Raw genomic sequence first — 24,457 nt, 5'->3', positions numbered from 1 at the left:
AAAACCGAATAATCGGGTCGTTTCCTCATGATATGCTTTGCATGCTGAGTCTGGCGTTATCTTCTTTTTTAAAGACGAAATAGCCAATTTATCAATTGATTAACAAAAATTTTCGTCCACGATCACAATTCAATACATAGATGGAATTAAATCAGCAATCGTATTGATAAGTATTCTTATTTGCTTTATTGTTATGGGCACCAAAATAAAGGGGATAAGAGGTTTGATGTGAAGTTGATGGCAAAGTCGTTAGCAAAAGGGATAGGTTTAGCATTATTTGCAGGCTCTGTGATGAGTATCAGTATTAGCTCATTGGCTGCAACAGTTACTGATGTTGCTGGTAGAACGGTTGAAGTACCTGATAATGTTAATCGTATCTTACTTGGTGAAGGCCGTTTGTTGAGTGCAATTGCTTTACTTGAAGGCGATAAACCGCTTGATAGAATTGTTGGCTGGCAAGGCGACTTACGTAAACTTGATCCACAAACTTACGCGGCTTATAAAGCTAAGTTCCCTCAAATTGATAATATTCCATTAATTGGTAATACCAGCGCTGATAGTGTCAGTGCCGAAAAAGTATTAACACTGAATCCAGACATTGCGATTTTTGGCCTCTCTGGTCATGGCCCCGGTAAAAATAGTGAGTTAGTAGGGCAGTTAGAAAAGGCGGGTGTGCCTGTTGTGTTTGTTGATTTTAGAGACAATCCACTGCAAAACACGCTACCGAGTATCCGTATGCTTGGGAAAGCATTAAATCGCGAACAGACTGCAGAAAAATATGCTGATTTTTACGAAAAAAATCAAAAATTAGTGACTGATATCACCAGTAAAATCCCTGAAGATAAAAAGCCTACCGTGTTTATTGATTTACGTGCTGGTGCATTTGAAGATTGTTGTGGAACCGCAGGCAACGGGAACATGGGGAATTTTATCGACCTAGCGGGTGGGAAAAATATCGCCAAAGATGTGCTACCCGGTGCTTTGGGTAATATGAACCTAGAAAAGGTTATCGCTGTTGACCCACAAATTTATATCGCAACAGGTGCTAAAGCTCCCGGCAGTAAAGATGTCGGAGTGCAATTAGGGGCACAAGGCACTGTTGAAGATGCAAAAAGTAGCTTGAAAAAAATTACTGAACGCAAAGGAATTAGCTCTTTGTCAGCGGTGAAAGATGGCAAAGACTATGCAATTTGGCATAACTATTACAATTCTCCCTACAACGTATTAGCGACTCAAGTATTTGCTAAATGGTTCTATCCGGAGCAGTTTGCTGATCTGGACCCGCAAAAAACCTTGAATGAATTACATAGCCAATTTCTTGCAGTTGAGCCAACCGGCATCTATTGGGTAAGTGAGAAGTAAATTTTGTAGGTAATAATAATGAGTCTTACTACCGAGTCTATATCAACTGTTAAGCCGTCAGTGAGAGAAAATGATAATGGTGTGAAGCAGCATTATCAAAAAATGTTACGTCGTAGGGTAGCATGGATTGCCGTGATCATCGCTGCAATCGTATTATCATTGGTTATTGATTTCACATTAGGCCCATCCGGCTTATCGCTGGAAAAATTATGGCAAACCATCGTATCCCCTGAATCTGTAGAAGCGGGAACTCGTGTGATTGTTTGGGATATCCGTTTGCCTTATGCCCTTATGGCCGTTGTGATTGGCATGTCACTTGGCCTTGCTGGTGCCGAGATGCAAACTATCTTGAATAACCCGTTGGCAAGTCCATTTACCCTCGGTGTTTCCAATGCCGCTGCTTTCGGTGCGGCATTAGCGATTGTTTCCGGTATTGCTATTCCTGGTGTGCCTGATCAGTGGGTAATTTCAGCGAATGCCTTTATTTTTGCACTATTGGCTGCACTGATGTTAGATGCGGTGACCCGTTGGACGCGCGTTGCAACATCGGGTGTCGTATTGTTTGGGATCGCATTGGTATTTACCTTTAATGCTTTAGTTTCAATGATGCAATTTATTGCCACAGAGGACACTCTGCAAGGTCTAGTATTCTGGACAATGGGGAGCCTTTCAAAAGCAACATGGGTAAAACTCGGTGTGATGACACTCGTCTTTGCTCTAATTTTCCCATTGGCGATGATGAGTTCATGGAAACTGACTGCACTGAGGTTGGGCGAAGACCGAGCGATCAGTTTTGGTATTGATGTCCGTCGGTTACGTTTAACCACATTGTTGCGTATCAGTATCTTATCAGCGTTGGCAGTCGCATTTGTGGGGCCTATCGCCTTTATCGGTCTGGTTGCTCCTCATATCGCGCGCTTGATGTTTGGTGAAGATCACCGCTTTTATTTGCCAGCAAGCGCATTAATTGGTGCCTTAGTCTTATCCATGGCATCTATTGCATCTAAAAATATTATACCGGGTGTCATTATTCCTGTTGGTATTGTGACCTCACTCGTTGGTGTACCGTTCTTCTTAAGTATTATTTTACGTCATAGAGGTAGTGTGTCATGACAGATGGCCTGATTATTAATCGCTTTAATGCAGGTTATCCTAAAAACCCTGTGATTGAAGGGCTGACAACAGAAGCTTTACCAAGAGGTCAGATCACTGTGTTATTAGGGCCAAATGGAAGCGGCAAATCGACTCTGCTGCGCTCTTTGGCTGGTTTAAATAAAGCTACAGGGCAATTGCTGTTAGATGGAATGGATTTAACACAGCAAAACTTTGCTCAGCGTGCGCAAAATGTTGTCTATTTACCTCAAAGCTTACCAGCAGGTGTTCATCTTTATGTCTTGGAATCAGTGATCGTTGCTCAAAGAGCATCGGGTGGTCTGAGTCATGAAAATAGTAAAGATGAAGTGATGCATTTATTGCGTCAATTAGGTATTGAACATTTAGCATTAAGTTATTTAGACCAATTATCAGGTGGTCAAAAGCAATTGGTTGGTTTGGCACAATCATTAATTCGTCAACCAAACTTATTGTTATTAGATGAGCCATTAAGTGCATTAGATTTAAATTACCAATATCACGTTATGGATTTAGTGGCGAAAGAAACAAAGCGTCGCAATATTATTACGGTGGTTGTGGTTCATGATATCAATATTGCGTTAAGACATGCTGAACATGTTTTAATGCTAAAAAAAGGCAAACTGATTGCTCAAGGTGAACCAGAGGCCGTGATTACGCCAGATAGCTTGGCTGATGTGTACGGTGTTAGGGGGCGAATAGAGCGCTGTTCTCAAGGGGTACCACAAGTTTTAATTGATGGCTTAGTGGATAAGTTAGCGAGCTAGTTTTGATATAAATTAATAGTGTCAATGAAATTTAGATTGGCACTATTAATTGAATAAGAGAATAAAGGTTATATTTTTCTAGCGATAATTAGTTATAGAAAATTTCAATATATACAAATAGTATTTACCATAAATTTTCTATGGGTAATTTTTATTATCTAATAACCAAAAAAATAATAATAGTAATGATAGGGTTATAGACCCGAATATTGAGCTTATGTCATATCAAAATTCAAATCAAAATTATCTCTTGGAGAGTTGGGAATGGTAGTTTTCAATAAAAGAAAAATTGCAATAAGCGTTATTGCGGCAATCACAGCAGCCCCTGTATTTGCGGATGATAGTAAAGACACGATTATGGTTACCACCGCATCTGGCTTCCAACAAAAAATTGAAGATGCGCCGGCGTCTATTTCTGTGGTAACGCGTGAGCAACTAGAAAATAAAGCTTACCGTGATGTCACCGATGCATTGAAAGACGTTCCGGGCGTTCTAGTCACCGGCGGCGGTAGTAGTTCAGATATCAGTATTCGTGGTATGGATGCAAAATACACGATGATCTTGATTGATGGTAAGCGTGTTGATACGCGCAGTACGCGCCCAAATAGTGACGGTTCAGGTATCGAACAGGGATGGCTGCCACCACTACCTGCAATAGAACGTATTGAAGTTGTTCGTGGGCCTATGTCTTCCCTCTATGGTTCTGATGCTATGGGTGGGGTAATTAACATTATTACTCGCCGTGTGCAGCAAGAGTGGACGACAAGTTTACGTGCTGATACGACAATTACTGAGCGTAGAAATTCAGGAAACACTGGACAAGGCAGTTTCTATACTTCTGGTCCACTGATTGATGGCTTGTTAGGCGTGAAGCTTAGCGGTCAATATTCACACCGTGGTGAAGATAAAATCGTTGATGGTTTCGGTCGTCAAATCGTTGCAAGTGGTGGTGGAACACTGTCATTAACACCAGATGAAAAGAACACCTTTGATTTGGATTTCAAAAAAGATAGCCAGCATAGGGACTATCGTGAAGGCTATACGTATAAAGAAGGTGATAGTAGCAGCTTTAGTAAATATGAGATGACGCATACTGCATTAACTCATACAGGGGTTTATGACCTAGCTAACACTGATACTTATATTCAATACGATGAAACTAAGAACCCAACTCGTAAGATGAAATTTGATGATCTCATCATACGTAATCAAAGTGTCTTCTTAATTGGTGATCACAGTTTAAGTTTAGGTGGCCAATATCGTAAGGAAAAATTAGAAGCAGGTGATAATAAATTTGCACTAAACAAACTTGACCGTTATAGCTGGGCGCTGTTTGCGGAAGATGAATGGTTAATGACCAATGATTTCGCTTTAACCGGCGGTATCCGTATGGATAAAGACGAAAACTATGGTACTCACTGGACACCTCGTCTTTATGGTGTTTGGCATGCTGACGACCAATGGACCATCAAAGGTGGTGTGTCTACAGGTTATAAAGCACCTGACTTACGTCAATCTTCAGCAGACTGGGGGCAATCAACGGGTGGGCGCGCAGGTAACGCAGTGATTTACGGTAACCCGAATTTGAAACCGGAGAAAAGTGTTACAGAAGAAATTGGTGTAATTTGGAATAACCAAGACAATATTACCGCAGGGATCACGATCTATAATACCGATTTCAAAGATAAAATTACAGAAGTTAGACGCTGTGATAATAGCAATGCAAATATCAGAGACTGTACATTAGATGATGGTATTGGTGATAATGGTAAGCCATACCGTTTTGTTAGTGACCGTGAAAACGTTGATAAAGCAAGAATGCGTGGTGTTGAGTTAACGTTTAACTGGGGCATTCTGGATAATTTAGCGTTTTCGGCGAACTATACTTACACCGACACCGAACAAAGAAGTGGTGTCAATAAAGGTAAGCCGCTAAACAAGCAACCAAAACATATGGGTAATACGACATTGACATGGGATACAACTGAAGAGTTGCAAACATGGGCACGCATGAACTTCCGCGGTAAAACGTCTGATTACCAAGGCCGTGGTGAGACAATGAATAATGGTACGGCGTCATATGCATTGTTTGATTTAGGGGCAAGCTACCAGTTGAACAAGAATGCAAATATTGTCGGTGGTGTCTATAACGTGCTAGATCGCCGCATTGACTCAACAAACTATGGTGCTGAATTAGAAGGTCGTCGATACAATATAGGTATCAACTATAACTTCTAATGAGTTTGATAACTGACTGAATTAAGGCCCTCTTATTGAGTTAAGAGGGCCTTGTTTTTTGGCGTGCGAAAAAGAGTAAAAAATGTCTTTTAATAGCAAAAATTTATAGAAGAAAACAAGTTATTAGCTACCAGCGCAAAATCGGCAAATTTATCAAAAATTCTCATCAAATATTGTCTGTTTTTTTAACAATACCTATTGCTATTTGATAACTTGAAGTGCAAAATGCGCGAACTAAAAAAATGACTGATACCTCAATTTCCGGTATCGGTTTTTTTTTGCTTTTTAAGTTCGTTTAATTTTATGGGGCCGGATAATAGGCCGGATAGATAAATTATATTTTTACGTGTAGCAAACATTTTATGCTACCGATTTGAGGAATGCTTGCATGGCTTACTTTTTCGCATTCGCAGCAGGGCCTGGTGGCCGTGGCTGCCGCATCGATGATTACGGAGCAATTGGCTGCTTCGCAACTTCACCATTTAACCTTTCATCTTTCTTCTCTGCCTATAGGCAGATGCAAAGTCTTCCCAGTAACTGTCGATTAAGTAGGTCAAATAGTACTCAATCGAAAGTTATGGGAGGGCTTTATCATGCCAAATAATTCAGTACCATTATCCATCGGTAGCAACCAAACTGGTGCAAACAACCGCGTAGAGCTGGCAAAAACGCTCACCCTGTTACAAGTGGTGATGATTGGTCTTGCTTATATTCAGCCAATGACGATTTTCGATACTTTTGGTATGGTATCGGATAAAACCGGTGGTCACGTCCCGACTTCCTATATTATTGCACTTGCTGCGATACTATTTACTGCTCTGAGCTACGGCAAATTGGTAAAACGTTTTCCATCTGCTGGCTCGGCGTATACCTACGCTCAAAAATCAATGAGCCCACATATTGGCTTCCTTGTAGGATGGACCTCGCTGCTGTCTTACATCTTTATGCCAATGATCAACATATTATTAGCGAAGATTTATTTACAAGATATCTTCCCAACGGTTGAGCCTGCTATTTTTGTTGTGGGGCTAGTTATTCTGATGACTGCCGCTAACTTACGCGGTATCAACGTCATCGCTAATCTAAGTACCGTGATTGCCATTATTCAAATAGGGGTCATGGTTGTATTTACCTTGATTGTGATTCATGGTGTATCGAATGGCGAAGGAACGGGTGAAGTTTGGACCTTCCGACCATTTGCTGATGAGCACACGGAATTGATCCCTCTGATAGCCGGAGCGACAATACTCTGCTTTTCATTCTTAGGTTTTGATGGGTTAAGCTCTCTGTCAGAAGAGACACCAAATGCAGGTAAAGTGATCCCGCGTGCTATTTTCCTGACAGCACTTATCGGTGGGATTATTTTCATTACCGTGTCATTCTTCTTACAACAATTTTTCCCAGATGTTTCGCGCTTTAAAAACATCAATGAAACACAACCTGACATTATGAGATTTGTTGCTGGGGCATTCTTCCAGTCCATTATTTTGGTTTTCTCATGTGTTACCGTATTAGCTTCAGGTATGGCTGCACATGCAGGTAGTGCTCGCTTGATGTATGTGATGGGGCGTGATGGGGTGTTCCCAGAAAAAATCTTTGGCCACGTAAGTCCAAGATGGCGTACTCCGTCTTATAACGTATTAATGGTCGGTGTGTTAGCACTTGGCGCTATTTGGTTTGAGATGGACTTTGCAACAGCATTAATTAACTTTGGTGCACTGATTGCGTTTACGTTCGTTAACATTTCAGTTATCAGCCAGTTCTTCATTCGTGAACGCCGTATACATGGGATTAAGAATATCCTTAACTATTTGATTTTGCCTGTCATTGGTACGCTGACCGTTTGTGTACTATGGTTAAATATCGAAGAGGATTCAATGGTATATGGCTTAATTTGGACGGCTGTCGGTCTGGTCTATATGGCGATATTGACGCGTATGTTCCGTCGTCCAATGCCTCAAATGAGCGATTATTAATTTAGTCGATTGAATAAAAACAGCACCTCAGAGTGCTGTTTTTTTTTTGCCTATTATTCAGGCTGTTAGTCTATTATTTGTTTTAACCTTCCAATCAGCTAATTGTGACACTGCACCGATATCTCAATCTAAAACGCTTTATAATGTGATATGGTTGTTAAATGATTATGACATTACAATTAATTGAACAGTTTATTGATAATTACCCTGACAGGAAGGCGCAGAAATGAATGCAGTAAACAGCCCTGAAAATCAACGATTATTACTGACACTCACCAATATTGTTGGTAAAAAAAATATCCTGACTAAACCCCATAAAACAGAACGTTACCGCAAAGGGTTTCGCTCAGGTATCGGTAATGCTATTGCGGTCGTCTTCCCCACCACGTTATTAGAACAATGGTATGTTTTTAAAGCCTGTGTCGAGGCGGATAAAATAGTGATTATGCAAGCCGCGAACACAGGGCTGACAGAAGGTTCGACGCCAAGCGGTTATGATTATGATCGTGATATCGTTATTATTAGCACATTAAAATTAAATCAAATTCAAGTATTACCTGAATTTAATCAAGTTGTTGCTATGCCAGGCAGTACGCTGTATGACCTCGAGAAATTACTAAAACCATTAGGTCGTGAACCGCATTCCCTCATTGGCTCCTCTTGCATCGGGGCGTCAGTGGTTGGCGGGATCTGTAATAGTTCAGGTGGCTCCCTAGTGCGCCGAGGCCCGGCTTATACGGAGCTAGCCTTATATGGGCGAGTAAATGAAGATGGAAAAGTGGAGTTAGTAAACCACCTAGGGATTAACTTAGGGGATACACCTGAAGAAATTTTAACGAACTTGCAAAATCGACGTTATCGAACAGAAGATGTTGAACACAGTGAAAAGCTGGCGTCAGACCATGAATATGCTCAGCGAGTTCGTGATGTGAATGCGGATACACCATCACGCTTTAACGCAGATGAGCGCCGCTTGTTTGAAGCATCTGGTTGTGCGGGTAAATTAGCCGTATTTGCTGTCCGCCTTGATACTTTCCCTGCCGATACCTCAACACAAGTGTTTTATATTGGCACAAACAATCCGGATGTTCTGGAAGACATTCGTCGTCATATTCTTAGTGAATTTAAAAACTTACCAGTAGCAGGTGAGTATATGCACCGCGGTTGTTTTGATATCGCTGAAGTATACGGAAAAGATACCTTTTTAATGATAGATAAATTTGGCACTGACAAAATGCCACTATTTTTTACTATCAAAGGCCGAATTGATGCCGTATTAAATAAAGTACCGTTGTTACCGTCAAACCTTGTTGACCGCACTATGCAGCTACTCAGTAAATTATGGCCTGCACATTTACCTCCACGTATGAAGCAATTTCGTGATAAGTATGAGCATCATCTGATGTTAAAAATGGCGGGTGAAGGTATTGATGAGGCGAAAGTTTGGCTGAAATCCTTCTTTGCAACGGCGGATGGGGGGTATTTTGAGTGTACACCAGAGGAAGGGGCGAAAGCATTTTTACACCGCTTTGCCGCAGCGGGATCGGCGGTTCGTTACCATGCGGTACACAATAAAGATGTTGAGGATGTATTGCCGCTGGATATCGCTTTACGTCGAAATGATCGTGATTGGTTTGAAAAATTGCCGCCAGAAATTGAAAAATTGTTAGTTCATAAACTGTATTGTGGGCATTTTATGTGTCATGTGATGCACCAAGATTATGTATTGAAAAAAGGCGTCGATCCAAAAGAATTGAAAGAGAAAATGTTAGCGCTGTTAGATGAACGAGGTGCACAATACCCCGCAGAGCATAACGTAGGCCACTTATATAAAGCTCAGCCACAGCTAAAATCTTTCTATAAAAAAGCAGATCCGACTAACACCATGAACCCCGGTTTAGGCAAAACAACGAAACGTAAAAATTGGGAAGGGGATTGTGGTTGCCATCACGATCACTAATCAGTGCAAGCGTTGTTTTTGGGCAGGAAACCCTGCCCAACCCATATTAGCTGGCTAATTCAGCCGCGTAATTGACCAGTGCTTTGAGCTGCTTACAGCGTTCAACATCGTTTTGATGTTCAATCATTAACGACTCAATAGATTGCATATATTCCATTAAACGGCTTTCAGTAAAGTAGTCACGGCGGTGCTGCAACCAGCGTTGCTGCTCATCATAGGATAAGGTTGAGGGGTAATTACGTGCTTTATAACGGAAAAATAGCTCTTTCATACGTGGGTCTTCAAAAGTGAGGTCTAACGCAGGCAGGTTTTTTTCCGGTGTTTCTCTAATAATATCCATCGTCGAGCGGTCAGAGCTACTGAAAAAGCCACTGTAAATTTGAGCATCAACATCATCCGGCTCTTCAAATGGTTGCGCTTGGGCAAAAATTTCAATCACTTTATGACGAATATCGGGGTGCTTACGTAAGATTTCCAAATTGCGTAGGCAGAGATCGCGGTCAACCCCCGTGCGTTCAGCATCTTCTGTACGCAATGTTTTCTCAGGCGCAAGAATAGGGCATTTATTAATGTGTACTAATTTAATCGGAACCGGTAATTCGCCATCTAATTCCGTTTTAGGGGTATATAAGCGCTCACGCAAAGTCTCAACGGGCAAATCAACCAGGGGTGAAATATCCGCCGCTAAATCACACATAATAACCGCATTACGGTTGTCTGGGTGCCATGCTAATGGTGCAACAAGGCTAATATAGGAGCGTAGAGCGCCAAACATGCCAGAAACATGCACCAACGGTGTCATATCGACAATGTCGATTAATTGGCTAACTTTATTTTTATTTCTTAGCTGGTAGAAGTAGTTGAACATTCTAGGTTGAGCGGCTTTGAGCAGCTTCGCCATATTTATGGTGGCGAGTACATCGGACATCGCATCATGAGCATTTTCATGGGCGATACCATTCGCTTTTGTTAGATGTTCAAGGCGCATACTAGGTAAGCCTTCATCATTTTCAGGCCAAATAATCCCTTCAGGGCGTAGCGCAAAACACGCTCTCACAGTATCTAATAAATCCCAACGCGAATTACCTTGCTGCCAGCTATAAGCGTAGGGGTCATAAAAATTACGATAAAAAATATTTCGAGTCACTTCATCATCAAAACGAATATTGTTGTAACCCATAATACAGGTATTCGGTTGGCTAAATTGCTGGTGGATCCGTTTAGCGAATTCAGCCTCATTGACCCCTTGGGCTAAGGCGAGCTGTGGTGTAATACCGGTGATCATCACCGCTTCTGGTTGGGGCAAATAGTCGTCTGTTGGTGCGCAATAAAAGACTTCTGGCTCATCAATAATATTAAAATCGAGATCGGTTCTAACACCTGCAAATTGTGCGGGGCGATCAAGTGCGGGGTGTTTACCAAAGGTTTCATAGTCATGAATAAAAAAGGTAGGCTGCTTTTTAGTCTCTTGCAACGTTATTCTCCGTAAGCCTTTGCTGCTATTTTTGTGATGATGAGGTTTTGTGATGGTTACTGATAAGGGGCAAATAATTTAGGCTAATAAACACAAAAATTGCTCCAGAGAATAGGCGGTAACTTCTCACAAATAGTAGCGACTATCATACCTGATAGATGTGAAAACCTGAACAGAGGCCCTTAAATGGTTGGCGTTGCAATTTAAATATGTAATAGGCACAAACTGCTATCTAATTGATATTTATATCAATCATTTGATATAAGATGCCCTTTTTTCTTGGAAAAACAGGTAAATCAGCGTAAAAATTTGCCTAATAAAGGATGTTTTGATCTACTCTTTTAAATGTGACTAACAAAAAAGAGGATGTGAATATGAATACATATGATGAAAGAACACGTTTAATTTTATCTGAAATAGGTCATGTGACACTAGAGCTATTGGGTAATAGCGACGTGACTAAACAAAGTATTATTGATAAGTTGAAAAAGGACGCAAAAGAAGAAAACAACCCAGCGCGAAAAAGCATTCTTGATGATGCAGTGACCTTTCTAAATAGCCAAGTTTAGATAATACGAGCCCTCGTTTGAGGGCTAGTGACAGCAACATTTATCATTTCATTACGTGACCTTTCTTTCGTTGATCAGAAGATCAACCCGCAAGTTGATATTGCTAAAACAACGGCTCCATACCGACACTGAAGAGTGATTTGCTTCATAAATCAGTAATGTTAACGTTAACAAATGTGCTTAACATCACAATTTGAGTGCGATTTACTGGTTTAGAAAAAATGTTAACCTTAACATTTTTGGCATTTAGGGGAATATGCAGGCGAATAACAATGAATAATGAATCAAGAAAGTACTACGTGTCATTGAGTGCGTTGCTGTTTTTTTTCTTTTTTACTTGGTCGTCAACATTTTCAATTGTTGCTATTTGGCTTAGAAAATATGTTGGTTTAGAAGGCACTGAAACGGGGATCATTTTTTCATGTATTTCCATAGTGGCGCTTTGCGCGCAACCTCTTTATGGCTTTTTACAGGATAAGCTAGGTCTACGAAAGAACTTATTACTGTTTATTGCGATACTCTTGATATCATCTGGCCCATTTTTTATGGTGTTTGGCTATTTATTGCAATGGAATGTGGTGGTAGGAAGCTTAATCGGTGGTCTTTTTATCGGTATGACTTTCCATGCCGGAATTGGGGTACTTGAGTCGTATACGGAACGCGTCAGTCGCTTGCGTGATTTTGAATATGGCAAAGCGAGGATGTGGGGCTCATTAGGTTGGGCGATTGCGACATTTTTTGCTGGTCGCAATATTAACGTTGACCCTAATTACAATTTTATCATGGCGACCCTCTCCGGTGCGATTTTTCTCGTTATTTTATTAAAACTAAAAACGGCAAAACCAAACGCATTTAATAGCCTAGAGCATGGAAAACCTTCTGGCATAACCCTTGATGACGCCTTGCAATTGTTCACACTTCCTCGTTTTTGGGCGCTGATTTTATTTGTGTTGGGCACATGCATATACAGTGTTTATGATCAGCAATTTATGGTCTATTTCGCACACCAATTCCAAGATGAGAAAACAGGTAATGAAATGTATGGTTATCTGAATTCATTGCAGGTTTTCTTAGAAGCAGGAGGTATGTTTTTAGCTCCATATATTGTTAACCGCATAGGAGCCAAAAAAGGGTTATTGTTTGCGAGTAGTGTGATGGCATTGCGGATTATTGGCTCAGGTTTAGTCGAAGGACCTGTCATGATCTCTATTATGAAATTACTTCATGCTGTAGAGCTGCCAATATTGCTGATTGCAATTTTTAAATATAACAGTCGCCATTTTGATAAGCGTTTATCATCGACACTGTACTTAGTGGGTTTTAGCTGTATTACCTCGATTGTGGGGAGTATTTTATCGCCGTTGGCGGGCTGGGGTTACGATAAAATCGGTTTTGCTGATACCTATCTGGTAATGGGGGGCTTTGTCGTGATCACCACAATTTTATCTGCTTTCTGTTTACGCAGCGATAAAATAGCGCTTGCCAAACAAACTTCCAGAGTTGCTCAGGAAATAGGCGTTAAGGACGAGGTACAAAAGGTATAACTGAAACAATTCAGCTCGTGAGTGGAGTCGATTGAGCAAAAATGCCTTTTTATTTGTTTTTATATCAATGAATAGATGAAATAGGGTTGTAACACGGTGCTGTTAGAAGGTATTGTGTAACGAGTGAATGCGTTTTGTTTTTCTAACAGAGGGTTTTTAAACATGGACAACGCTAACAAACAATCTTTCCATAATGTTTTGGAATTTGTGCGTATGTATCGTCGTAAGAATAAAATTCGTCGTGAAATTACCGACAATGAAAAGAAAATTCGTGATAACCAAAAACGTGTTTTATTGCTTGATAACTTAAGCGACTATATTAAACCGGGTATGACCATCGAGGAAATTCAAGCAATTATCGCGAATATGCGTAGCGATTATGACGACCGTGTTGATGATTACATCATTAAAAATGCGGAACTGTCCAAAGAGCGCCGTGAGATCTCGAATAAATTAAAAGAGATGGGCGAACTCAATAAAAAAGACGTGAAATAATTGAAGACTAGAGCCGAGGTTAGCTCGGCTCAATGTCATCGCATCAACCCCAGTGTGGTTTTAAATCTGGGTCAATAACAGTGTAAACCTGCCTATAGCTACTTTTATCTTCAGCGAGCTTCGCTAATATTCTCGCGACATCCTCTCGACTAACGACACCATGGGCTTCCCCTGTTAATAAAGTTGCGTTACCCGTTGCCGCGCTATTCATTAAGCCCCCAGGTCTTAAAATGGTGTAATTTATTTCGCTAGTCTGTAAATAGGACTCTGCCATTGATTTTTGGCGTACAGATTGCCCAAAAAGGGCTTTTGCTCTTGGTGATAAGGTTGACCAACTGTCGCCACAACCAATTGAAGTGACAAATAATAAACGATGTATCTGATGCTGCTCTGCTTGGCGGATAATATGGTAATTACCAACAAAATCGGCTTGCCCGCCGCCAATAGTGGTGAATATGACGGTATCAGGTGTCATGTGTGCAAAAATCGCCTCTAAAGAAGACGGGTCGGTGGCATCGCCAATAAAGGCTTGTATGCCTTCAGCCGTTAGCCGCTCAGCATCCGTTTGTTGACGCACTAAGGCTGTGACTTGGTGGCCTTGTTGAATGCCAATGTTGGCTAATGCGAGGCCTATTCCTTTTGTTGCACCAAAAATTACCCAATGAGCCATCATATTTTCCTTTCAATTAACGATCAGTAAATAGAAATAATGATGGTTTTTATTTTTATTATCAATAATAGGTTTTGATTTATTGTTCTGTCAAATAAGTGGGAGAGCTATTCAGTGCAGAGAGATAGATATAAAAAAGCCCTGCGAGTTGCAGGGCTGTTTGACGTATTTAAAGAATACTATTCAAAATGAGCCGGTTTTGCCATTTGTGATGTCGCATAATTGGTTGCTACATGCCCACCGGCACCTTTACTGACAAAGTTTGAGGCTTCACGCTGGTAAACCTTGATTTCGAATGTTGATTCGACCACTTCAGGCGCTGGTGCTTTGGTCATTGGTGAGTAAGCATGACGTGCTGCCTTACTTGCAACAATAACCGTTGATTTCGCTACATAAGGCACTTCAACAGCTTCAGCCTTAGGCTCTTCAACTGCATCTGTGCTGGTTTGCGGCTGATCATCTTGTTCGGCTGTCTCTGCTGTAGGCTCCACTTTAGGTTGCTCAATCACAACGTCTTCAATGATCGCGACCGGTGCTTTAGGTTCAACGGTTGGTGCCGTTTCAACAACAGGCTCTGGTTGAGTGTCTTCTAGAGCTTGCTCTGTATGAACGACAGCCGGTTCAGCTTGTGGGGCAATGGCAGGTTCAAGAGAAACTGCATGCTCATCTGCGGATTCAGCCACAAGATTAACGTTGGTTTCAGTGACGGTTTCTACTGGTTCGATAGCGACAGTTTCAACCGTTTCATTAGCCTGCTCGATGACCTGAGAAGGTGTGATATCGGTGGTTTCAACGGCCTCTACACTAACAATACCTTGTTGCTCAAGCATCTCTTCATTGGTCATGATAGCGATGGTTTCTTGTTGTGGTTGAACAACAGGATAGCTGATAAACACCTTACCTGACGCTAACTCAGGTGAGGCTACGGCAGCGAACAGAGGCATTGGTGATTTTGTCAGATGACGCTCATCACGGTAACGACGACGACGCTGACCACTGACACGTAGGTGACGTGGTGAACGACGTGAGCGACGTGGAATGATGGTATCTTGCTTATCTTCTTGGTTAGCAACTTGAACATCTTGTTGTTCTGAGCTATTTACCTCAGCCACTTGCTCATCAACATGAGTCGGAGCAGGGAGTGCTGCGATAGGCATAGCATCATTTTCAACGGCAGTTGCAACTTTAACCACTTCATCTTCTTGCGCTACGGCTTCAACGTTATCAGTGATACGAATTTTTTGTGTCAATTGACGACGTTGACGACGAGGCGTAACAGGGCGCGCTTGAGGCTCTTCTTTCTCTACAGGTGTATTATCAGCACCTTGAACTGCCTCTTGTTGTGCCTTAGCTGCTTGTTGTTGACGTTTTTCATCTTGACGACGACGGCGTTTCAGCACGTTGTTCGCGGCGCGCTGTTGCTGCGCTTCACGGCTATTGCTATCAACGTTTTGCTCATCTTGCTGATTAACGTTCTTATTATTGCGGCCTTTACGATTGTTAGCTTCGTCAGATTGCGCATTACGGTTAGAACGATTATCACGATTTTCGCGGTTGTCACTGTTTTCATCACGATCACGGCGATTATTACGACGATTATTGCGGCGTTCATTGTTACGGCGCTTGTCGTTACCGCTATTTTGGCGATTTTTCTCAGCAGGTTTTTCAGCAACTTTTTCTTCTTCACCAGCGAAGAGTTTTTTGAAGAATTCAGCTACCTTGCTAAAAAAGCTCGGCTGGGCATCCACTTTAACCCCTTGTTTTGGTGTTTCAGTGCGTGCTTTGTTCTCTTTAGACTTAACAGTAACAGGCTGTTCTACAGGCTCTTGTAACGCGAAAGCAGAGATAGCTGGTTGCTCAGGGGCTTTACGTTCAGCGGCTGGATCTTCCGTACTGTTTAAGGTTTCCGTTTCATGGTAGTGAGCTAAGTTATAGCTCAGCGTATTTACTTCTTCACCTTTACGAATACGGATCACGTGAAAATGAGGCGTTTGCATTTGGTCGTTTGGCACAATGACCACGCGAACATTGCGTTGACGCGTTTCGATTTCGCTGACTGCTTTACGCTTTTCGTTAAGTAGATAGGAAGCAATTTGTACCGGAACGATAGCATGAACTTCATGTGTATTCTCTTTTAATGCTTCTTCTTCAATAAGACGCAAAACAGAAAGAGACAATGATTCATTATCACGGATGGTTCCTGTACCCGAACAACGAGGGCACACATGGTGGCTAGATTCACCTAATGATGGGCTTAAACGCTGGCGCGACATCTCTAATAAACCGAAACGCGAGATACGGGCGATTTGAATACGTGCACGGTCTTGACGCACGGCCTCACGTAGGCGGTTTTCAACTTCACGTTGATGCCTGACTGGCGTCATATCGATAAAGTCGATAACAATTAAGCCGCCAAGGTCACGCAGACGTAATTGACGTGCGATCTCATCGGCCGCTTCAAGGTTTGTATTAAATGCGGTCTCTTCAATGTCTCCGCCGCGTGTTGAGCGTGAAGAGTTGATATCGATAGCCGTTAACGCCTCGGTAGTATCAATCACTAATGCACCACCAGATGGAAGGCGTACTTCACGTTGGAAGGCAGATTCAATTTGTGATTCGATTTGATAATGGCTAAATAGCGGAACATCGCCGCTATAATATTTGATTTTGCTGGCAAAATCACCACGGCCAATCGCTTCAATATGGTTACGTGCCATTTCGACCACTTTCGGGTTATCGATAAGGATTTCGCCGATATCTGGGCGTAAATAGTCACGGAACGCACGAACAATGACGTTACTTTCTTGGTGTATTAAGAACGGAGCAGGGCGGTTTTCAGCCGCTTTTTTGATAGCTTCCCAGTGGCGTAAGCGGTAGAGCAAATCTTGTTGTAAAGATTCTGCGGATTTACCCACGCCCGCGGTGCGAACAATCAACCCCATCCCATCCGGGATCTCAAGGGAGGAGAGCGCTTCTTTTAATTCTGTACGATCTTCACCTTCAATACGGCGAGAAATACCACCCGCACGCGGGTTATTTGGCATCAGTACTAAATAACTTCCCGCTAAGCTGATAAACGTGGTGAGTGCAGCACCTTTATTGCCACGCTCTTCTTTATCAACCTGAACGATAACTTCTTGGCCTTCCTTAAGGACATCTTTGATATTGGGGCGGCCTTGAGAGTGGTAATTGCTTGGGAAGTATTCGCGAGCGATCTCTTTGATAGGGAGGAAACCGTGTCTTTCAGCACCGTAATCAACAAAAGCAGCTTCAAGACTTGGTTCGATGCGAGTTATTTTTCCTTTGTAAATATTCGCTTTTTTTTGTTCATGACCTGGACTTTCGATATCCAGATCATAGAGTCGTTGCCCGTCAACAAGGGCAACACGCAACTCTTCCTGTTGAGTCGCGTTTATTAGCATTCTTTTCATATTGTTACTTACTCATTATTTTTTACTTTCAATAAAGAGCAGCGAAAAAGGGAGCTATTGTAAACCGATGGCCTCGTGATTTTTACAAAGCCGCCTGCCTCCCGGCAGTCGTCCGTATAGAGACGCGCAGTATTCGGTGAACCTGATTTTTAGATTAAAAATTCAGCGTTCTTAATCAGGAAGCCGTCATAATTTTGTTAACGGAAGTTCCTAACCCAAAAAGCTAATATTCGTTGCTCGCTAATTATTTGATTTTGCGAAGCGTCTTACGCCATTGCCGCGCTTTTACTCAATCAAATAGCAAATCTGTATTTCATGCCAATTATCGTTTTATCAAACATTATGGCAGTTACATATTATCCCACTGCCAATGACATTATAGCAAGTCGATACATGCGTTATATGAAAATTTTATTTAGAAATATGACTAACGAGCTATTCTTTGACCAAATAAAAAAAAATGATAAAAAAATTTGTGGAGTCGGTATGATATATCCCGCATATAAGGTCGTAATTTAATCAATCAGAGTTAACACATTTTTGAATGAAAACACAAAATCAAGTTCAGTTTATCGATATTAGCGATGACGAAGCCGGACAACGTATTGATAATTTCCTGCTCGCAAAATTAAAAGGTGTTCCTAAGAGTATGATCTATCGCATTATTCGCAAGGGTGAGGTGAGGGTTAATAAGGGGCGTATTAAACCTGAGTATAAACTTATTGCAGGTGATCAAGTCCGTGTACCACCGGTAAGAGTCGCTGAGCGTGAAGAAGCCCCTGTTTCGGCAAAACTGGATAAAGTTTCTGCGTTAGCTGATTGCATTCTCTATGAAGACGACGCAATACTGGTCATTAATAAACCATCAGGCACCGCAGTTCATGGCGGCAGTGGCTTAAGTTTTGGGGTGATTGAAGGGTTAAGAGCGCTTCGCCCAGAAGCACGCTTTTTAGAGTTGGTGCACCGTTTGGATCGCGACACATCTGGGATTTTGCTGGTGGCTAAAAAACGTTCAGCATTAAGAGCGTTACACGAACAGTTGCGCCTTAAACAGATGCAAAAAGATTACCTCGCATTAGTGCGCGGGCATTGGCAATCACATACCAAAGTGATCCAAGCTCCGTTATTAAAAAATATCTTGCAAAGTGGTGAACGTGTTGTTCGTGTTAGCCCTGAAGGTAAACCGTCAGAAACGCGCTTTAAAGTTGAAGAACGTTTTGATAATGCCACTTTGGTTAAAGCAAGCCCAGTAACGGGGCGTACTCACCAAATTCGTGTACATACATTACATGCAGGGCATCCGATTGCGTTTGATAACCGCTATGGCGATAAACAATTTGATAGCCAATTAGCAGATACAGGCCTAAAAAGATTGTTCTTGCATGCCAGCGCATTAAAGTTTATTCACCCTAAAACGGGGGAGGAAATGCGGTTACAAGCGCCGCTTGATAAAGAGCTTAATCAATGCTTAAAGGTTTTACGTTCACGTAAAAACTAAGCATATTAAGTTACCGGCAGACAAATTTGCCGGTAACTTATTGCGTTGTTAATTATCTAATGGATTGTAGCCATGATGGCGTAGCATCTCTAATAGCAGGATCAGAGGCAACCCAATCAATGTATTAGGATCACGCCCTTCAAGCCTATCAAATAAGGCAATCCCTAGCCCTTCCGACTTAAAACTTCCGGCGCATTGGTAAGGCTCTTCTTTGCGCAAGTAAGTCTCGATTTCTTTATCACTTAAAGAACGAAAATAGACATTAAAGGGTTCACACTGCACATGGTAGTTTCCCGTCGTTGAATCTAATAAACATAGACCGGTATAAAATGTGACTTGTTTTCCTGAGGCTCTTTTCAGTTGTTTAAAGGCATTGTCATAATTGTATGGTTTGCCTGCAATTTCACCATCAATCACACAGACTTGGTCCGAGCCGATGATGAGATGTTGTTTATGCTGTTCACTGATGGCATGTGCCTTAGCATGCGCTAAGCGAGTGACCAATGCCTCTGCGGATTCATTTAACACTGGGGTTTCGTCTACATTCGGCGCTACGGCTAAAAAGGGTAATCCCAGCTTTTTTAACAATTGCTGCCGATAGGGAGAGGTTGATGCCAAAATAATCGATTTCATATTTTTTCTCGAAACTCATAGCCAAAAGGGTTAACTCATTTTAAACTATCTGACGCTTAACAGGCGATTTTTTGGTGAAAAGGCGAGTTTTGCCCGCCTTTTTCTTTGACTATAGCTCATTACAAAGTTAATATGCGCGCCTTATGCAAAAGGTAAAATTACCCCTGACTATCGATGCGCAGCGTGCAGCTCAAAAAAACCTCGACTATGTCGGGAGTTACACACCTGAGCAAGTAACACGTATTGCTGAATCAGTAGTCAGTGTAGACAGCGATGTTGAGAGCGAATTATCATTTAAAATTGATAATCAGCGTCTGACGGTCATAGAGGGGCATTCTGATGTGGATGTCACCCTACAATGCCAGCGTTGCAGAAAAGATTTCAAGCATCATGTTTACGTATCGTATTGTTTTAGTCCTGTCGTCAGTGACGAAAAGGCCGAAGCATTACCGGAAGGCTATGAGCCAATTCAAATTGATGAATTTGGTGAAATAGATTTGCTGGGAATGATAGAAGATGAAATAATTCTTTCCCTACCAGTGGTTCCGGTTCATGATTCTGAACACTGTGAAGTGTCCGAAGCGGATATGGTTTTTGGTGAACTACCGCCTGAGGCGGAAAAACCAAACCCATTTGCCGTATTAGCCAGTTTAAAGAAAAGTACTTAAGGAGTAAGGTCAATGGCCGTACAACAGAATAAACCAACTCGTTCAAAACGCGGTATGCGTCGTTCACATGATGCACTGACTGCTACCCTAGTTTCTGTAGACAAAACTACCGGTGAAACTCACCTGCGTCACCACGTGACTGCAGATGGTTACTACCGTGGCCGTAAGGTTATCAACAAGTAATTATAGATTTACAAGTTGATACTTTGGCTAATCTAACCATTGCGTTAGATGCTATGGGCGGGGATGTTGGTCCCCGCGTCACAGTGCCTGCTGCATTGCAGGCTCTGGCATCTAATCCAGCACTCAAATTACTGCTAGTCGGTCAACCTGACGCCATTCAACCACTGCTCGCACAACAAAGTGTTGAGCTGACTTCGCGTGTCGAAATTATTCCTGCTGAAAATGTTATCGCTAATGATGCCAAACCATCAACGGCAATACGTCAAAGCAAAGGAACATCCATGCGAGTGGCGCTTGAGTTAGTGAAGACTGGGCAGGCACAGGCGTGCGTGAGTGCAGGTAATACGGGTGCTTTGATGGGGCTAGCTAAGTTGATGCTTAAATCAATTGATGGCATCGAACGGCCTGCTTTGATGACCATTTTGCCTAATCAACAAAAAGGTCAAACCGTGGTGCTAGACTTAGGAGCTAACGTCAATTGTAGTAGTGATATGCTAGTGCAATTTGCTGTGATGGGATCTGTCGTCGCTGAAGAGGTGGCCAAAATTGCTTCACCAAAAGTGGCACTACTAAATATTGGTGAAGAAGAGAGTAAAGGGCTTGATAATATCCGCGAAGCCGCCGCAATTCTTAAAGAAACCGCGGCAATAAATTACATCGGTTATGTCGAGGGCAATGAGTTGCTGACTGGCAAAACGGATGTATTAGTGTGTGACGGCTTCGCAGGTAACGTCACGCTAAAAACAATGGAAGGGGTGATCCGCGTCATACTTTCCTTGTTGAAATCAACAGATGAAAGCAAAAAGAATAAAAAACCTAGTTGGTTGATTCAATTGGCCAAAAAGTGGCTTAAAAAACGGCTGATGAAGCGTTTCGGGGAGTTGAACCCCGACCAGTATAATGGTGCAACTCTGTTAGGATTAAAGGGAATTGTCATAAAAAGTCATGGCGCTGCAAACGAAAGTGCATTTAAAGCTGCGATTGAACGGGCTGTTCAATCGGTAGATAGACAAGTTCCGGACAGAATAGCAGCTCGGTTGAATATCGTATTACCCAGGAGTGATCAATAACCTATGTATAGTAAAATATTAGGCACAGGCAGCTATTTACCCACACAAATTAGAACAAATGCTGACCTGGAAAAAATGGTTGATACTTCTGATGAGTGGATTGTAACTCGCACAGGTATTCATGAAAGAAGAATTGCTGGTGAAGATGAAAGTGTTGCCACAATGGGGTTTCATGCCGCACAAAAGGCCCTTGAAATGGCGCAAGTCGATAGCAGTGAGATTGGGCTAATTGTTGTCGCAACGACCTCTTCAACACACGCGTTTCCAAGCGCAGCGTGCCAAATTCAACAAATGTTAGGCATTAATGATTGTGCTGCATTTGATGTTGCCGCAGCGTGTGCAGGTTTTACGTATGCGATAAGCATCGTGGACCAGTTTATTAAAACGGGAATGGCAAAAAAAGCATTAGTGATTGGTGCAGATGCACTGTCAAAAACGTTAGACCCAAATGATCGCGGTACTATTATTCTGTTTGGTGATGCGGCAGGCGCGATGGTGCTCGGCGCATCGCAAGAGCCGGGTATTATATCAACACATCTGCATGCCGATGGGCGTTATGGCGAGTTGTTAGCGCTGCCGAATCGTGAACGAGGCTCAGAAGATCAAGCCTACTTAACCATGACAGGCAATGAAGTCTTTAAAGTGGCTGTGCGTGAATTAGCGCACATTGTTGATGAAACATTGGCTGAAAGCGGTATCGCAAAAGAAGAACTCGATTGGTTAGTTCCTCATCAAGCAAATTTGCGTATCATCTCCGCAACAGCGAAAAAACTTGATATGGCCATGGATAAGGTGGTGGTTACGTTAGATAAACATGGTAACACCTCGGCTGCATCCGTGCCGACCGCCTTTGATGAAGCGGTACGTGATGGTCGAATCCAACGTGGTCAGTTAGTGCTCTTAGAAGCATTTGGCGGCGGCTTTACTTGGGGCTCTGCACTTGTTCGTTTTTAATTTACTGAGAAAATAGACATGACACAATTTGCTATGGTTTTTCCCGGTCAGGGATCTCAGTCTCTTGGTATGTTGTCTGCATTAGCGGCGGAAAGTCCGTTAGTAGAACAAACATTCGCTGAGGCGTCTGAAGCATTAGGTTATGACCTTTGGGCTCTTGTTCAGAACGGGCCAGAAGAAGAATTGAACAAAACATGGCAAACCCAGCCAGCGCTGTTAGCTGCATCTGTCGCTATCTTCCGTGTTTGGCAAGAAAAAAAAGGCGCGATGCCTACGATGATGGCAGGGCATAGCCTAGGTGAATATTCAGCTTTAGTGTGCGCGGGTGTTCTTGATTTTAAAGCGGCAATTAAACTGGTTGAGTTGCGTGGTAAATTGATGCAAGAAGCCGTTCCAGAAGGAACAGGCGCGATGTATGCGATCATCGGTTTAGATAACGAATCAATCGAGAAAGCTTGTCAAGATGCCGCTCAAGGCCAAGTCGTCTCTCCTGTGAATTTTAACTCACCAGGTCAAGTGGTGATTGCAGGTGAAAAAGCGGCGGTTGAGCGCGCTGGTGCAGCATGTAAAGAGGCGGGCGCAAAACGTGCATTACCATTATCGGTTAGTGTACCGTCACACTGTGCGTTAATGAAACCAGCGGCTGAAAAATTAGCAGTTGCGTTACAAGAAATAACGTTTAATCAACCAAATTTCCCAGTTATTAACAACGTTGATGTGAAAATTGAGCAATCAGCGGAAAATATTCGTGATGCTTTGGTTCGTCAATTGTATAATCCAGTTCGTTGGACTGAGACGGTAGAATTCATGGTAAATCAAGGTATTGAGCATCTTGTTGAAGTGGGTCCGGGTAAAGTATTAACTGGTCTTACCAAGCGTATTGTCTCTAATTTAACTGCCGTTGCAGTCAATGATCCTGTATCATTAGGCACTGCATTAGAAAACCTCTGAGGACGATATGAGCTTTGAAGGAAAAATTGCACTTGTAACAGGCGCTAGCCGCGGTATCGGGAAAGCGATCGCTTTAACGCTTGCTGCGCGTGGTGCGACGGTTATTGGTACAGCAACCAGCGAAAAAGGAGCAGAAGCGATTTCTGCTTATTTAGATGGAAAAGGCAAAGGTTTTGCTCTTAATGTGACAGACCCTGCATCAATTGACGAAACCTTGAATAATATTCGTCAACAATTTGGCGAAATTGATATACTGGTCAACAATGCAGGTATCACACGTGATAACCTTTTGATGCGTATGAAAGATGATGAGTGGCAAGATATTATTGACACTAACCTCTCATCCGTTTACCGTTTATCAAAAGCCGTATTACGCGCCATGATGAAAAAACGTTGTGGACGTATTATTTCAATCGCATCTGTTGTAGGTGTGATGGGAAATGCGGGTCAAGCGAACTATGCAGCAGCGAAAGCTGGGCTAATTGGTTTTAGCAAATCATTAGCACGCGAAGTCGCTTCCCGTGGCATTACCGTTAATGTCGTTGCACCTGGTTTTATTGAAACTGATATGACCAAGGCATTGACAGATGAGCAGCGTGCAGGCATTTTATCTCAAGTTCCTGCCGACAGGCTTGGTGATGCACAAGAAATTGCCAGTGCTGTAGCGTTTTTAGCTTCTGATGAAGCTGGTTACATCACAGGTGAAACATTACATGTCAATGGCGGCATGTACATGATCTAAAGAAATGATGGAACCATTTGCATTATTAGTGTTAATTAGCGCAAAATAATGCAAAATTTAGGTTTCAACAGCCGGGATTGGGTTGTATCTTTTCCTGTATTTTATAAACTACGAAAACCATCGCGAAAGCGAGTTTTGATA

21 protein-coding genes are annotated in these 24,457 nt (G+C 42.2%); 17 read left to right on the top strand and 4 right to left on the bottom strand.

The window, feature by feature from the left end; all coding sequences use genetic code 11:
• The first annotated feature begins 237 nt into the window (after positions 1-237).
• From PSE69_RS04360 to dld, 7 genes are all read left to right on the top strand, one after another.
• Positions 238-1,362: an ABC transporter substrate-binding protein gene (locus tag PSE69_RS04360; RefSeq protein ID WP_154598944.1), complete on the top strand. Its 1,125-nt coding sequence runs from the start codon at positions 238-240 to the stop codon at positions 1,360-1,362.
• Positions 1,363-1,380: 18 nt separating this feature from the next.
• Positions 1,381-2,475, top strand: coding sequence for a FecCD family ABC transporter permease (locus PSE69_RS04355; RefSeq protein ID WP_004920866.1), 1,095 nt, complete (start codon positions 1,381-1,383; stop codon positions 2,473-2,475).
• Positions 2,472-3,260 (top strand): ABC transporter ATP-binding protein, encoded by a 789-nt coding sequence (locus PSE69_RS04350; RefSeq protein WP_014656187.1) that lies wholly within the window; start codon positions 2,472-2,474, stop codon positions 3,258-3,260. The genes PSE69_RS04355 and PSE69_RS04350 overlap by 4 nt, the downstream gene beginning before the upstream one ends.
• Positions 3,261-3,524: 264 nt before the next feature.
• Positions 3,525-5,498 (top strand): ligand-gated channel protein, encoded by a 1,974-nt coding sequence (locus tag PSE69_RS04345; protein ID WP_004920862.1) that lies wholly within the window; start codon positions 3,525-3,527, stop codon positions 5,496-5,498.
• Positions 5,499-5,886: 388 nt separating this feature from the next.
• Positions 5,887-6,102 carry a hypothetical protein gene (locus tag PSE69_RS04340; RefSeq protein WP_004920859.1) on the top strand — a complete coding sequence of 72 codons (216 nt, stop codon included), beginning with the start codon at positions 5,887-5,889 and terminating at the stop codon, positions 6,100-6,102.
• Positions 6,092-7,474, top strand: a complete 1,383-nt coding sequence (locus tag PSE69_RS04335) for an APC family permease (protein ID WP_004920857.1) — start codon at positions 6,092-6,094, stop codon at positions 7,472-7,474. The genes PSE69_RS04340 and PSE69_RS04335 overlap by 11 nt, the downstream gene beginning before the upstream one ends.
• A gap of 226 nt (positions 7,475-7,700) precedes the next feature.
• Entirely contained in the window at positions 7,701-9,434 is a 1,734-nt protein-coding gene (gene dld, locus PSE69_RS04330) for a D-lactate dehydrogenase (protein WP_004920852.1), read from the top strand.
• A gap of 46 nt (positions 9,435-9,480) precedes the next feature.
• Here dld and sbcB read toward each other — a convergent pair whose 3' ends face one another.
• The gene (sbcB, locus tag PSE69_RS04325; protein WP_121874546.1) at positions 9,481-10,908 is read right to left on the bottom strand and encodes an exodeoxyribonuclease I; all 1,428 of its coding nucleotides are present in this window, start codon (positions 10,906-10,908) and stop codon (positions 9,481-9,483) included.
• Positions 10,909-11,282: 374 nt separating this feature from the next.
• Here sbcB and PSE69_RS04320 point away from each other — a divergent pair, with 374 nt between their 5' ends.
• From PSE69_RS04320 to tmaR, 3 genes are all read left to right on the top strand, one after another.
• On the top strand, positions 11,283-11,477 hold the full coding sequence (locus PSE69_RS04320) for a hypothetical protein (protein ID WP_036940804.1): 195 nt from the start codon (positions 11,283-11,285) through the stop codon (positions 11,475-11,477).
• A 272-nt stretch (positions 11,478-11,749) separates the two neighbouring features.
• Entirely contained in the window at positions 11,750-13,021 is a 1,272-nt protein-coding gene (locus PSE69_RS04315; protein ID WP_004920844.1) for an MFS transporter, read from the top strand.
• Positions 13,022-13,183: 162 nt separating this feature from the next.
• Entirely contained in the window at positions 13,184-13,516 is a 333-nt protein-coding gene (gene tmaR, locus PSE69_RS04310; protein ID WP_004920843.1) for a PTS system regulator TmaR, read from the top strand.
• Between the two features lie 43 nt (positions 13,517-13,559).
• On the opposite strand, the gene PSE69_RS04305 is transcribed toward tmaR, so the two are convergent.
• On the bottom strand, positions 13,560-14,186 hold the full coding sequence (locus PSE69_RS04305; protein WP_121874547.1) for an SDR family oxidoreductase: 627 nt from the start codon (positions 14,184-14,186) through the stop codon (positions 13,560-13,562).
• 179 nt (positions 14,187-14,365) lie between these two features.
• Positions 14,366-17,617 carry a ribonuclease E gene (gene rne, locus PSE69_RS04300; protein WP_272675045.1) on the bottom strand — a complete coding sequence of 1,084 codons (3,252 nt, stop codon included), beginning with the start codon at positions 17,615-17,617 and terminating at the stop codon, positions 14,366-14,368.
• Between the two features lie 544 nt (positions 17,618-18,161).
• On the opposite strand from rne, the gene rluC reads away from it, so the two are divergent.
• Positions 18,162-19,115: a 23S rRNA pseudouridine(955/2504/2580) synthase RluC gene (rluC, locus tag PSE69_RS04295; protein ID WP_121874549.1), complete on the top strand. Its 954-nt coding sequence runs from the start codon at positions 18,162-18,164 to the stop codon at positions 19,113-19,115.
• Positions 19,116-19,163: 48 nt separating this feature from the next.
• Here the strand turns inward: rluC and PSE69_RS04290 are convergent, their stop codons facing one another.
• Complete coding sequence (locus tag PSE69_RS04290; protein ID WP_004920837.1) at positions 19,164-19,748, bottom strand: Maf family protein; 585 nt, start codon at positions 19,746-19,748, stop codon at positions 19,164-19,166.
• Between the two features lie 143 nt (positions 19,749-19,891).
• Here PSE69_RS04290 and yceD point away from each other — a divergent pair, with 143 nt between their 5' ends.
• The 6 genes from yceD to fabG are packed head-to-tail and all read left to right on the top strand — an operon-like array spanning position 19,892 to position 24,316.
• A complete protein-coding gene (yceD, locus tag PSE69_RS04285; RefSeq protein WP_004920836.1) occupies positions 19,892-20,416 on the top strand; it encodes a 23S rRNA accumulation protein YceD in 525 nt (174 codons plus the stop codon).
• Positions 20,417-20,428: 12 nt separating this feature from the next.
• Positions 20,429-20,599 (top strand): 50S ribosomal protein L32, encoded by a 171-nt coding sequence (gene rpmF, locus PSE69_RS04280; RefSeq protein ID WP_004920835.1) that lies wholly within the window; start codon positions 20,429-20,431, stop codon positions 20,597-20,599.
• Between the two features lie 23 nt (positions 20,600-20,622).
• On the top strand, positions 20,623-21,669 hold the full coding sequence (gene plsX, locus PSE69_RS04275; RefSeq protein WP_014656180.1) for a phosphate acyltransferase PlsX: 1,047 nt from the start codon (positions 20,623-20,625) through the stop codon (positions 21,667-21,669).
• Positions 21,670-21,672: 3 nt separating this feature from the next.
• Complete coding sequence (locus tag PSE69_RS04270; protein WP_004920833.1) at positions 21,673-22,623, top strand: beta-ketoacyl-ACP synthase III; 951 nt, start codon at positions 21,673-21,675, stop codon at positions 22,621-22,623.
• A gap of 18 nt (positions 22,624-22,641) precedes the next feature.
• Positions 22,642-23,574 (top strand): ACP S-malonyltransferase, encoded by a 933-nt coding sequence (fabD, locus tag PSE69_RS04265; RefSeq protein ID WP_121874550.1) that lies wholly within the window; start codon positions 22,642-22,644, stop codon positions 23,572-23,574.
• A gap of 7 nt (positions 23,575-23,581) precedes the next feature.
• Positions 23,582-24,316 (top strand): 3-oxoacyl-ACP reductase FabG, encoded by a 735-nt coding sequence (gene fabG / locus PSE69_RS04260; RefSeq protein WP_004920831.1) that lies wholly within the window; start codon positions 23,582-23,584, stop codon positions 24,314-24,316.
• Positions 24,317-24,457 lie beyond the last annotated feature (141 nt).

The sequence above is a fragment of the Providencia sp. PROV122 genome (assembly GCF_028482365.1).
GTDB lineage: Bacteria > Pseudomonadota > Gammaproteobacteria > Enterobacterales > Enterobacteriaceae > Providencia > Providencia stuartii.
This window is presented reverse-complemented; position numbering and strand designations above follow the sequence as displayed.